A 12,050-nucleotide genomic window follows, 5' to 3' on the forward strand; every position below is an offset into this window, starting at 1 on the left:
CTCGTCGGCGGTGCCGACCGGCGCCTCCCGGCCACCGTTCGTGGCCGTTCACAGCCATCCGCAGCGCTGCGCCTGCAGGGCCATCTGGAATCGGTTCGCGGCGCCCAGCCGGGCCATCAGGATCTGCAGGCGGCGAAAGAGCGTGCGGCGGCTGACGCCCAGCTCGCGGGCGATGGCCTCGTCGCTCGCGCCGCCCGCCAGGAGCCAGAGCAGCCGGCGGTCCGCCGGCGGCAGGCCGCCCGGACGGCTCGTGCCGCCGTGGAACGGCAGGGCGTTCGACCAGGACTGCTCGAAGAGCGCGACGAGGGCGGAGAGCAGCCCGCACGGCTGCACGACCAGCATGGTGTTGTGGACGTCCGCCTCCTTGATCGACAGCGACACCAGCGCGTACGCCTCGTCGATGATCACCAGCTTGACCGGCAGCGACGGCAGCACCCGGGCCTCCTCGCCGGCCGCGATGCACGGCTCGATGGCCTCCTTGAGATGGCCCGGATGCTCCAGCGACTCCCGTGCGTACACGACACGCTGCCGCACCCCGCGGGCGAGCGTGGCCAGCGCGTCCTCCGTGGCGCCGGGGAGCGGGAAGTACGGCGGTGACTCGAACTGACGGATCTCCTCGCGGGCGCTGGCCCACGCGTGGCGCATCCGCGGGCCGACCGCGTCCCCGGTGACGACCTCGACGAGATGGTCGTTGTACGCGGCCAGGCGGTGACGCCGGAAGGACTCGAAGGCGCCGCCGACGGCGATCCGCGACTCCTCCAGCTCGGCCGCCCGGTGCCGGGCGAGGATCTCCAGGCCGGCGGCGGGCGGAACGGGCGCCGCCACGTCCCCGTCCTCCTCCGCCGCACAGGCCAGGCCGGCGTCCACCAGCACGTCGTAGGCGGCGGTGAGCTCCGCGCCACCCAGGCGGGCGGCGGCCCCGATCACGCTCAGGGGAGCGGGCGCCTCGGTGAGCAGCGCCAGATAGACGCGGCACGCGGCCTCGTCGATGCCCAGAAGCCGCAGGGCCTCGCCGAGTCTCGCGTTCGTCATGCCTCGCATTATCGGCCGCTTCCCGGGCCGCGTGTGGCCGATCAGTGCCAGTGGCACCACTCGGCCCCGGACGGGCGACGCGCGGGCTACCGTCCAGGCGCCGCCGAGGACCGGCGGCCGCGAGACACCCACCGGGAAGAAGGGGCACACCGTGGCAAAGGGCCGAAAGAACGGTCTGTACGCAGGGATCTCGGACGAACTCTCCGCGCTGATGCGAACGGGCTGGGCGGACACCGAGCGACACGATCTGCGGCTCGACGAGCAGGCCCCGTACGCGGCCGCGCGCCGGGCCGCGCTCTCCGCGCGCTTCCCGGGCGAGCGGCTCGTGATCCCCTCGGGGAACCTCAAGGTCCGCTCGAACGACGATCCCTACCCCTTCCGCCCGTACTCCGGCTATGTGCACATGACCGGGGACCAGGCGCGGGACGGCGCGCTCGTCCTCGAACCCCGGGCCGACGGCGGCCACGACGCCTTCTGCTACCAGCTGCCGCGGGACGGCAGGGGCGACGACGAGTTCTGGACCGGTCCGACGGCGGAGCTCTGGATGGGACGCCGCCGCTCCCTCGCCGAGTCGGAGCGGGTGCTCGGCCTGTCCTGCCGCGACGTCCGCGGCGCCGCCGGCGACCTGGCCGCCGGCGCCGGGGCGCCCACCAGGATCGTGCGCGGTGTCGACCCCGCGCTCGAAGCCGCCGTCACCACCGACGCGGAGCGTGACGAGGAGCTGGCGGAGGCCCTGAGCGATCTCCGGCTCGTCAAGGACGCGTGGGAGCTCGCCGAGATGCGCAAGGCCGTCGACTCCACCGTGCGCGGATTCACCGACGCGATCGGGGAGCTGTCACGGGCGGTCGCCTCGTCCGAGCGGTGGATCGAGGGCACCTTCTTCCGCCGCGCGCGCCTCGAAGGCAACTCCGTCGGCTACGGCTCGATCTGCGCTGCGGGCGAGCACGCCACGATCATGCACTGGACGGACAACGACGGTCCGGTGCGCCCGGGGGAGCTGCTCCTCCTCGACGCCGGGGTGGAGACCCGCACGCTCTACACCGCCGACGTCACCCGCACCCTGCCGATCAGCGGCACCTTCACCCCCGTGCAGCGCGAGGTCTACGACGCGGTGTACGAGGCGCAGGAGGCGGGCATCGCGGCGGTGAAGCCGGGCGCCCACTACCGGGACTTCCACGAGGCGTCCCAGCGCCATCTGGCGGAGCGGCTCGTCGACTGGGGCTTCATCCAGGGGCCCGCCGACCGCGCGTACGAGCTGGGGCTCCAGCGCCGCTTCACCATGGCCGGCACCGGCCACATGCTGGGCCTGGACGTCCACGACTGCGCGCAGGCGCGGAACGAGGGGTACGTGGACGGGGTCCTCGAACCCGGCATGGTGCTCACCGTCGAACCCGGCCTCTACTTCCAGCCGGACGATCTCACGGTGCCCGAGGAGTGGCGGGGCATCGGCGTCAGGATCGAGGACGACCTGGTCGTCACCGACGAGGGCCACGAGAACCTGTCGGCGGGCCTGCCGCGGTCCGCGGACGAGGTCGAGGCGTGGATGGCCCGCGTCGCGGGCTGATCGGGACGTGGGAAGGCCCGGTGCCGGACACGGGGGATACCCGGCACCGGGCCACGGTTGAAGATTCTACAAGCTGCCCGGGTGTCCCCGCGCCCGGGTGTCCCCGCGCCCGGGTGTCCCCGCGCCCGGGTGTCCCCGCGCCCGGGTGTCCCCGCGCCCGGGTGTCCCCGCGCCCGGGCGCGTCGTCCACAGGTTCACCCGGCGGGTCCGGGAGTGTCGGTGGACGCGGCTAGGCTTCAGGAATGGCCCTCTCCGATGCTTCCGCCGAGATCTCCGACGCCACCCGGGTGCTCCACCGAGTGTTCGGATACAGCTCCTTCCGGGGCGAACAGGAGGCGATCGTCGAGCAGGTCGTCGGTGGCGGCGACGCCCTCGTCCTGATGCCGACCGGCGGCGGCAAGTCGCTCTGCTATCAGATCCCGGCGCTCGTCAGAGAAGGCACCGGAGTCGTGATCTCGCCGCTGATCGCCCTGATGCAGGACCAGGTCGACGCGCTGACGGCCCTCGGCGTGCGCGCCGGATTCCTGAACTCGACACAGGATCCGTACGAGCGGCAGGCCGTCGAGCAGGCGTTCCTCGCGGACGAGCTCGACCTGCTCTACCTGGCACCCGAGCGCCTGCGCACGGAAGGCACCCAGCGGCTCCTCGACCGCGGCACGGTCTCGCTCTTCGCCATCGACGAGGCGCACTGCGTCTCCCAGTGGGGCCACGACTTCCGGCCCGACTACCTCGCGCTGTCCATGCTGCACGAACGCTGGCCGAAGGTGCCCAGGATCGCCCTGACCGCGACCGCCACCGAGGCCACCCACGCCGAGATCGCGGCCCGCCTGGGGCTGGAGGACGCCCGGCACTTCGTCGCCAGCTTCGACCGCCCGAACATCCAGTACCGCATCGTCCCCAAGAACAACCCCACCAAGCAGCTCCTCGACCTGATCCGCACCGAGCACGCGGGCGACGCCGGAGTGGTCTACTGCCTCTCCCGCGCTTCGGTGGAGAAGACCGCCGCGTTCCTGGTCGAGCACGGCGTCGACGCCGTGCCGTACCACGCGGGCATGGACGCCCGCGCCCGCGCGGCGAACCAGGCCAGGTTCCTGCGCGGGGACGGGGTCGTGGTGGTGGCCACCATCGCCTTCGGCATGGGCATCGACAAGCCGGACGTCCGCTTCGTGGCCCACCTCGACCTGCCGAAGTCGGTCGAGGGGTACTACCAGGAGACCGGCCGGGCCGGCCGCGACGGCGAGCCGGCCACCGCGTGGCTGGCGTACGGGCTGCAGGACGTCGTCCAGCAGCGCAAGCTCATCGACGGCTCCGAGGGCGACGAGGCGCACCGCCGCGGCCTGGCCATGCACCTGGACGCCATGCTCGCGCTCTGCGAGACGGTCGAGTGCCGCCGGGTGCGGCTGCTGGCCTACTTCGGCCAGCGCGGCGAACCGTGCGGCAACTGCGACACCTGTCTGACCCCGGGAGAGTCCTGGGACGGCACCGTCGCCGCGCAGAAGCTGCTGTCCACGGTGTGGCGGCTGGCGAAGGAGCGGCGCCAGAAGTTCGGCGCGGGCCAGATCATCGACATCCTGCAGGGCAAGAAGACGGCCAAGGTCATCCAGTTCGACCACGACGCCCTCTCGGTCTTCGGCGTCGGCGCCGACCTGGGCACCGCGGAGTGGCGCGGGGTCGTGCGCCAGCTCCTGGCGCTGCGGCTGCTGGCGGTGGAGGGCGAGTACGGCACGCTGGTGCTGACGGACGAGAGCGGCGAGGTGCTGGGCGGCCGCCGTACCGTCCAGATGCGCAAGGAGAAGGCGGTCCCCGCCCAGGCCCGGAAGGAAGCGCGCTCGGGCAAGGGCGCGCGGGTGCCGGTCGACCTGCCCGCCGAGGCCGTCCCGGTCTTCGAGGCCCTCCGCGCCTGGCGTGCCGCGACGGCGAAGGAACAGGGCGTTCCGGCCTACGTCGTCTTCCACGACGCGACGCTGCGGGAGATCGCGACCCGACAGCCCACCACGATCGCCGAGCTGGGCACCGTCGGAGGCGTCGGCGAGGCCAAGCTCACCAAGTACGGCGACGGAGTCCTGGAGACCCTGGGCCGGGGCGGGGCCCCCGACGCGCCGGCGACGCGCGTGCCGGCGTCCTCGGAGCCGTTCTCCGACGACGAGCTGCCCCCCGACCCGGACGAGGGGCTGGAGGAGCCGCCCTGGGAGGACTGGCAGTAGGCCGGCCCGTCGTCAGGGGCCCGCTCCCACGTCGATGGACGGAGGAGCGGGCCACTCCTCGGACAGCCCGAGCCCGACGACGCTCTCCAACGGCTCCCCGTACGTCCGCCCGGGGTCCTCGCTCGTGAGGAACCAGCACTCGAAGTGGTCGTCGAGCACGCCCTGGGCCGAGGCCAGATAGAGCGTGAACAGCGGGTCCTCGGCGATGCCCAGCTCGCGCAGGCCCGCGACCCGCGGCGCGTCGCCCACGACGAGCCGCGCACGGGCCCGCCTGCCGAACGCGATGTCGGCCTCCCCGTCGAGGTAGACGGAGGACTTCATCAGCATCCCGCGGAAGGCGCAGTAGTTCACCGCGCCCAGCCTCAGCGGCAGCGCCGTCGCCGGTGGGCGCGCGATCTCGATGTACATCCCGAGCCGCCCGTCGACCTCGTACTGGCTCGACACCGCGGAGTCGCCGACCTTGAAGTCCAGCCGCGCCCGGTGTTTCGGCATCCCCCAGACGCCCTTGCCGCCCTTGACCGAGATCTCGCTGCTCACGGGCAGGTCGAGCACGTACTGCCCGGTGCCGAACGTGCCGCGCAGCAGCCCCGGCAGCAGCGGCGGAGCCGGCCGCGCGCCGTGCGTGCAGGCGATCGCGATCGAGTACTCGATGTACCGGCCGATGTCCGTCCGCAGATAGTTGACGACGGTGACGAGGAGGAGGCCCTTGCCGCCGGGCAGCGCGACGGGGTGCAGCTCGTCGCCCGGCAGCATCCGGGCGGCCGCGGCACGGTCGATGGTGAACCCGGCCATCAGGGCGGGGGTGTCGACCGAGTCGACGGGCAGCTCGAAGGGGATGCCGTCGACCAGGGCGTGGCGTCCGGCGAGCCGGCGCTGCCGGCGCGGCACCGGGGACGGCACGGCCGACAGCCCCAGCCGGGCCAGGCGCAGCATCCTGTTCATCGAGCGAGCTCCTCAAGGATCAGCGGGAACGTGTCGGTCGCCGCGCGGTGGCCGAGGAACACGTCGAGGTGGCCGTATCCGGGCAGCGTGTGCAGGCTGTCGCGGCCGGGCCGGTGCCTGTTCAGGAAGTCGTACGTGCGCTGCTGGCTCTCGGCCAGGAAGCAGCGGTTGTCCTCGCCGGCGAGGAGCACGATCCGCGCGTCGGTCCTCGGCGCCCGGTCGGCGAAGGACGCGGGGAGTCCCTCGATGCCCTCCGTCGACACCAGCTGCCCGGCCCGGACGCACCGGTTCATCTGGGCGAAGAACGTCATCGGGACGTCGGCGAACTCGCCGCGGATCCAGTCGTGCGTCGTCGCGTCGAGATTCGCGTGGGACCAGAGCGCCGGCCAACCGCTGCCGTACGTGAAACTCACCATGCGGCACACCGAGTTCCGGCACTCGGGGTGCGTCGCCCGGACGAACCACACCATCACGCGGGAGAGCGGACCGGCCGGCCGGTCCCCCCACGCGGGCGAGACGGAGGGCATCAGGCGGCCGATGACCGGCGCGAGGCGGGCCAGCTTGAACGTCGAGAGGCGTGGGACGACCGGATGGAGCGACACGGCGTTGCTGACCACCGTCTCCACCTCGGGGAGCAGCCCCGCCGACAGGGCCATCATGAAGGACGTCGAACCCTGGCAGTGCACCACGGCCTTGAGCCGGTCCCTGCCCGTCGCCTCCAGCACGTGCGCCACCGCCGCGGGATGGTCGTACGCCGCCGCCTGGTCCAGCGTCCACGGCACCGGGTCGAGATCGATCGACGCGCGCCAGTTCAGCAGCCACACGTCCCAGCCGTCGTCGAGCAGGGCGTCGACGAAGGTGCGCCGCAGGGGCGGCCGGAACAACTCGGCCCGCACCCCGGCACCGTGCACGACGAGGACCGGACCACGCGTGGGCGGGCGGACGCCCCGTACGCGCACCAGCGTCAGCGGACGCCCGTCGAGCGCGGTCAGCGGCCGCACCTCGGTGACGTGGTCACGGCGGGTCGTCGGCCTGGACGGCGTGCTCGGCTCGGGAGTGCCGGTCATGGGCGTTCACGCTCCCCGGGAGATCACGACGGGATCCTCGATCAGCCGCACGGCCGGCATCCCGGTGGGCACCGGCCGCTTCCCGCCGGACGGCCCGTCACGAAGCTCCCACTCGCGGCAGATCCTCTCCAGCACCAGCGGATAGAGGGTGAGGTCGCCGCCCGGCGCGATGCGCAGCCGGAGGAACCCCTTGTGGTCCTCGATGGACTGGCCGGACATCTGCCACTCCGCGACCTGGCCGCCCTTCGCGCAGAGCACCCACAGCGCGAAGACGCCGGAGCCCACGACGGCGCCCAGCACGGCGGCGACGGCCAGGCACAGGAGGAGCACCAGCCAGCCGTCCCAGGAGGCCGGGAAGGGAACGGCCACGGTGACGGCCAGCGCGCCGAGCGCGACCAGCGCCTGCGAGAGCGTCGCGACCGCCGGGCCCGACGGCGGGGCCGCCCTGCGCCGCCGGAGCAGACGGCCGAGGAACCCGAGCACGAGCAGGGCCCCGGCCACCCCCAGGCACACCGCGCAGAAGCCCCAGAAGTCGGCGAGACCCGCCCGGCGCACCGCGTCCACGGGCCGCAGTACCCCCTCCGCCAAGGCGAACAGGAAGCACAGCAGCAGGAAGAGGAAGGCGTGCAGGACGGCGGCCAGCTTGGCGAAGCCGAGGTTGCGCCACGGCAGCCAGCGCCCCGACCACGGCACGGCGATGCCCCGGGCGAGCCGGCGGGACTCCTCGGCGTCCGGGTACGTCCTGCCCGTCCGCGCGAACTCCGCCGGCGGCTCGTCCTTGTCGCGCAGCCGCGCGCCGCCCGGCGGCAACGGCAGCACGGCGGGCAGCCGGTGCGTCGCCGCCAGATACGCGCCGCCCAGCCCGCACGTCACCATCTGGCGCCGCCGCGGGTCCGGAGCCGGGGCTCCGGTGCCGGGCGGGTCACCGGGAAGGCGTTCGGCGTACCGGGCGTAGTGATGGTGGTCGCCGGTCAGCCACAGCCGCACCGAGGCGTGTGTCGGTACGCGCCTGTCGGAGCCGGGAACGCCCCGGGTGCGGATGAGGTTGCGGTCGAACCAGTGCAGGGCGTTGAAGGCGTCGGCGTCCTTCTCCACGCTCTCCAGCCAGGTCGGCTCGGCGGAACAGACGATCACACCGTCGCCCGGTTGCAGGTTCGCCGAGAGGTGCTTCTCGAAGTAGCGCAGCTGGGGGTCGTCGAAGTACGCGCCCAACTGGCTGTCCAGCCCCACGAGCCACCAGCGTTCCGGCAGCCGCACACAGAAGTAGCTGCGGGTCTGCCGGGTCTGCCAGCCCCCGATCGACCGCTGCTGCGTGAACATCCGCAGGAAGGCGGTCAGGCCGTCGTACCAGTCGTGGTTCCCCGGCAGCGCGACCATCAGCGGCCGGTCGGCCGCCTCGGGCAGCGCGGCCCGGTACGGACCCTTCATCCGGTCCTCGTACGCCGTCGCCGAGGCCGCCGGATACACCTCGTCGCCGCCGAGGACGAGCAGGGAGCCACGGCTCAGCCGCAGTCCTTCGGGAGTGGTGCGGGAGTCGGCGGACTCCCCGCCGGCCGGCGCGACGACGAGTTCCTCCTCGGCCAGCGTCCACGCCACCGAGCTCGTCGCGTCGAATCCGTCGCCGATGTCGGCCACGTAGTCGATCCAGATCTCGCGCGCGTCGGGGTCGCCGAGCGGGGCTTCCAGGAGACCCGCGTCGAGCACCTCCTGGACCTCCCGCTTGTCCGAGTAGCCGGCGAACACGGCCGCCAGCACGGCTTTCACCGCCGTACGCGCCAGTTGCCTGGGCGCCAGCCACCGGACCTGTTCCTGGGGGGTGAAGTCGAGTTCCCTGGCGTGTTCCCGCAGTTCGCGTACCTTCACGCGCGCTCTCCCGCCCGTGTGAAATGCGAGCCGTAGACATCCCACAGCTCGCCGAGGAAGAGGCGGCCGAAGCACTGCAGCGCCCGTGCGGGATGCGGCCCCGAGGCGCGGAACGTCGTCAGCTGCTGGGCGAAGTCACCGGCGAGGATGACGATGACGCCCGAGCCGAGCAGCGGGGCGTCCGCGTCGCCGTCGGCCGTGACGTGTCCGGCGAGCATGCGGACGTACAGGGTCGAGGTGTCGCTCCAGATGTCGAATCCGGGGTCGTCGTGCACCTCCTTGTGCCCGACGAGCGTGAGCGGGTTCCCGCCCGGGTCGCGCAGGTGCAGGCGGTAGAGCATCCGGCGCCGGCTCGGGTCGTCGTCGCGGGTGAACAGGTTGAACCAGCCCGACTCGACGGGCAGGCGGCCGCCGAGCACATCGCACACGACGTGCCCGCTCGCCACGGCCTGGTGCCGGGGGTCCGAGACGAACCGGTCGACGTCGTCGGCGGTGATGGTGAGGCGGAACATCAGGCGCTGGTTCCGTGCCCGGCCCAGCGCCTGACCCTCGTGCGGGTCGTCGACGTCGAGCGCGATGTGCCCCTTCATCTCCTCGGTGAAGGAGAGGCTGGTGGGCCGCTCGCCGTCCTTCGCCGAGGCACCCGCCGCCGATGAGGCCCGCGGCGCGAGGGGCTGTTCGAGGATGTGCCGGCAGGCACGGTCGGCGAAGGCGGCGATCGTGAGCGACGGATTCGCGCCGACCGGTCCGGGCAGCGCGGCACCGTCCAGCACGTACAGCCCCGGATGCCCGAACACCTCGCCGTACGCGTCGCAGACCCCTTCCGCCGGGTGACGGCCCATCGGCGCGCCGCCGAGCGGGTGCACCGTGATCACCCGGCGGGTCCACCACAGCGGGTTGTCGAGGAAGTCGCCGCCGAGCGCCTCGGCGATGTCGGCCATCGTCCGTCGTACGCGTGCGAAGTAGCGGCGCGAGGTGAGCGTGGTCCAGTCGATGTCGAGATAGCCCCGGCGCAGGCTCATCCTGCCGTCCGGGAGGTCGCGCCCCATGCCGAGAAGCGGCAGCGACGAGTCGGAGAAGACCGCGGGCCCGAGGAGGCCCGCGAGCAGGCCGCTGATGTTGCTCCGCGGGGTGAGACCGAGCCGCGACCGCAGCCGGTGGAGGCCGAACCCCGCTGCGCGGCGGACACTTCCGGGTACCTGCGACACCTCGGCGAGCCAGTCCACGAAGGCCGGGTAGCCGGCGTCCTCGACGTAGAAGCCGCGCCCCGTCGAGCCGTCCCCGTCGACCTCGTCGCCGACACGGATCGCGCTGGTGATGACCGGTCCTGTGCTGCTCGCCAGCCTCCGCGGTCCGTCCCCGGCGGAGCCGCGGGTCGCGCCGAGGACGAGACCGAGCAGGTCGCCGTTGCCGCAGAACCGGTTCCCGAGGGTCGGGCTGATGCCGCGCAGCGCCGAGCGGTTGCGCAGGAGCAGGTACGTCGTTCCGAACGCGCCCGCGGCCAGGACCAGTCGCCCGCAGCGGATCCTGCGCAGCGGCAGCCGTCCGGTGGGGGTGCGGTGTCCCTCGCGGGCCGGGTCGTGGACGACGTAGCGGACCTCGTATCCGCCGCCGGGCAGGGGGGTGACACCGCGTACCTCGCAGCGCGTGCGGATGTCGGCGCCGCGGTGGCGCGCGGCCGACAGATACGTGTGGTCGAGGGTGTTCTTGGCCCCCAGGTTGCAGCCGAGGTCGCACTCGCCGGTCAACCGGCAGGTCTCCCGGGGCAGACCGTGGATGTTGCCGTACTCGGGCTCGGGGAGGGGCGCGCCGGGGACGGGCGAAGCGCCGGGTCCCGTGGCGAACGAGACGGCGAGCGGCGGCCGGGAGACCCGCAGGTCCAGTCGCTCGGCGGCCTCCCGCATCGCGACCGTCTTCGGCGTGTCCCGGTAGGGGTACGGGGTCGCTCCGAGCATCGACTCGACCTCGTCGTAGTGCGGTTCGAGGTCGCCGCGGCTGATCGGCCAGTTCTCGTACCCCCCGCCGGGCAGCGGCGATTCATGGACGAACCACTTCTCGTCCTTGCGCAGCAGAACGTTGGCATAGATCAGCGACCCGCCGCCGAGCCCGCTGGAGACGACCCCCTCCAGTCCCCGGAACGACCAGATGTCGAACAGCCCGTGCAGTCCCTCGCTGGGATCCCAGAAGTTGCGGGCCATACCGGCGGGTGTGCGGGGGAAGCTGCCGGGCGGGTACGGTTTGCCGCGCTCCAGCACCACCACGGACAGGCCACCGTCGGCGAGCCGGTACGCGGCGACCGAGCCGCCGAAGCCCGAGCCGACGACGACGACGTCGACCTCGCCTTCGACTCCGGCGTCCTGACCCGGTCCGGACGAGGTGGGGGCTTCGTTCGTCATCGGCGATCCCCTCACGGGTGGCGGTGATCATCCCGCCCCGTGAGAAGACGCTAACGCCCGCAGCTCCGGCGCACGAGGCGGGCGGGGCGTCCGGGGGAAACCGCGCGGTCCGGCGCGCCGCCCTGCGCCGGATTGCCCGCCGTGGCGACGGCGGGCAGTCTGGAAGGGTGAAGACCGACGCACCGGCCACGGTCGGCCGCGGTGCCATTGCCGGACTCCTCGAGAACCCGGTCGTCGGCATGGCGCCGTGGATCATCTTCTCGCTGCTGGTCGGACCCGGCAGGTTCGAGATCGCGGTCGGCCTCGCCCTGGCGACGACGATCGTGCTCGTCGTGGCCGGGCGATGGGTCAACCGGGGCAGCTCCTGGAAACTCCTGGAACTCGCCGACATGGTCTTCTTCGCCGGGCTGGCGGTCGTCGGCGCCTTCGCGAGCGACGGCACCCTCAACTGGCTGGAGACGTACGCCGGGGAGGTCTCCAACATCGCCCTCGTCGTGATCGCCTTCGGGTCGATGGCGTTCCGCATGCCGTTCACGCTCCAGTACGCGCGGGAACAGGTCGATCCGGCGTACTGGCACACCCCCGACTTCCTGCGGACCAACTACGTCATCACCGGCGTCTGGGGCCTGGCCTTCCTCGTCGCCGCCCTCGCGGGCGGGTACGGGGACCTCGTGCTGCGGGACTCGAACAACATCTGGACGGGATGGATCATCCAGATCCTCGCCATCGTGGTGGCCCTGCGCTTCACCAGCTGGTACCCGGAGGTCGTCAGGGCCCGCGCCGGGCGCGAGGCGGGCCGGCCGGGTCCCGACCCCCCGGGCCTGTCCGCGCTGTTCCTCCCGCTCGCCGGGCTGCTCGTCCCCCTCGGGATCGCCGCCCTGATCTTCGACGACATGTGGTGGCCGGGCACCGTCCTGATCGTGGGCGGCATCCTGCTCACGAAGGCACTGCGGCAGTCCGACTGACACCACGGCCGGCACAC

General features: G+C 72.7%; 8 protein-coding genes. 3 read left to right on the top strand and 5 right to left on the bottom strand.

Annotation, left to right across the window (positions count from 1 at the left end; all coding sequences use genetic code 11):
- Positions 1-48: 48 nt before the first annotated feature.
- The gene (locus AB0D99_RS10105; RefSeq protein WP_362358551.1) at positions 49-1,032 is read right to left on the bottom strand and encodes a LuxR family transcriptional regulator; all 984 of its coding nucleotides are present in this window, start codon (positions 1,030-1,032) and stop codon (positions 49-51) included.
- Between the two features lie 151 nt (positions 1,033-1,183).
- On the opposite strand from AB0D99_RS10105, the gene AB0D99_RS10110 reads away from it, so the two are divergent.
- Positions 1,184-2,596 (top strand): aminopeptidase P family protein, encoded by a 1,413-nt coding sequence (locus tag AB0D99_RS10110; protein ID WP_362358552.1) that lies wholly within the window; start codon positions 1,184-1,186, stop codon positions 2,594-2,596.
- A gap of 242 nt (positions 2,597-2,838) precedes the next feature.
- A complete protein-coding gene (recQ, locus tag AB0D99_RS10115; RefSeq protein ID WP_362358553.1) occupies positions 2,839-4,800 on the top strand; it encodes a DNA helicase RecQ in 1,962 nt (653 codons plus the stop codon).
- A gap of 12 nt (positions 4,801-4,812) precedes the next feature.
- On the opposite strand, the gene AB0D99_RS10120 is transcribed toward recQ, so the two are convergent.
- From AB0D99_RS10120 to AB0D99_RS10135, 4 genes are read right to left on the bottom strand one after another with little or no spacing between them, the layout of a single operon-like run.
- Complete coding sequence (locus AB0D99_RS10120) at positions 4,813-5,742, bottom strand: acetoacetate decarboxylase family protein (protein ID WP_362358554.1); 930 nt, start codon at positions 5,740-5,742, stop codon at positions 4,813-4,815.
- A complete protein-coding gene (locus tag AB0D99_RS10125; RefSeq protein ID WP_362358555.1) occupies positions 5,739-6,809 on the bottom strand; it encodes an alpha/beta fold hydrolase in 1,071 nt (356 codons plus the stop codon). Before AB0D99_RS10125 ends, AB0D99_RS10120 begins: the two co-directional genes overlap by 4 nt.
- A 6-nt stretch (positions 6,810-6,815) precedes the next feature.
- A complete protein-coding gene (locus AB0D99_RS10130; RefSeq protein WP_362358556.1) occupies positions 6,816-8,672 on the bottom strand; it encodes a metallophosphoesterase in 1,857 nt (618 codons plus the stop codon).
- Positions 8,669-11,068 carry a GMC oxidoreductase gene (locus tag AB0D99_RS10135; RefSeq protein WP_362358557.1) on the bottom strand — a complete coding sequence of 800 codons (2,400 nt, stop codon included), beginning with the start codon at positions 11,066-11,068 and terminating at the stop codon, positions 8,669-8,671. The genes AB0D99_RS10130 and AB0D99_RS10135 overlap by 4 nt, the downstream gene beginning before the upstream one ends.
- 167 nt (positions 11,069-11,235) lie before the next feature.
- Here AB0D99_RS10135 and AB0D99_RS10140 point away from each other — a divergent pair, with 167 nt between their 5' ends.
- Positions 11,236-12,033: a hypothetical protein gene (locus tag AB0D99_RS10140; protein ID WP_362358558.1), complete on the top strand. Its 798-nt coding sequence runs from the start codon at positions 11,236-11,238 to the stop codon at positions 12,031-12,033.
- Positions 12,034-12,050 lie beyond the last annotated feature (17 nt).

Origin of the sequence: Streptomyces sp. NPDC047971 (assembly GCF_040653355.1) — a bacterium.
Classification (GTDB): Bacteria; Actinomycetota; Actinomycetes; order Streptomycetales; family Streptomycetaceae; genus Streptomyces.

Coding starts and splice junctions, on each gene's coding strand:
- recQ (WP_362358553.1), top strand. CDS start 2,839: ATGGCCCTCTCCGATGCTTCCGCCGAGATCTCCGACGCCACCCGGGTG.
- AB0D99_RS10125 (WP_362358555.1), bottom strand. CDS start 6,809: ATGACCGGCACTCCCGAGCCGAGCACGCCGTCCAGGCCGACGACCCGC.
- AB0D99_RS10120 (WP_362358554.1), bottom strand. CDS start 5,742: ATGAACAGGATGCTGCGCCTGGCCCGGCTGGGGCTGTCGGCCGTGCCG.
- AB0D99_RS10135 (WP_362358557.1), bottom strand. CDS start 11,068: ATGACGAACGAAGCCCCCACCTCGTCCGGACCGGGTCAGGACGCCGGA.
- AB0D99_RS10105 (WP_362358551.1), bottom strand. CDS start 1,032: ATGACGAACGCGAGACTCGGCGAGGCCCTGCGGCTTCTGGGCATCGAC.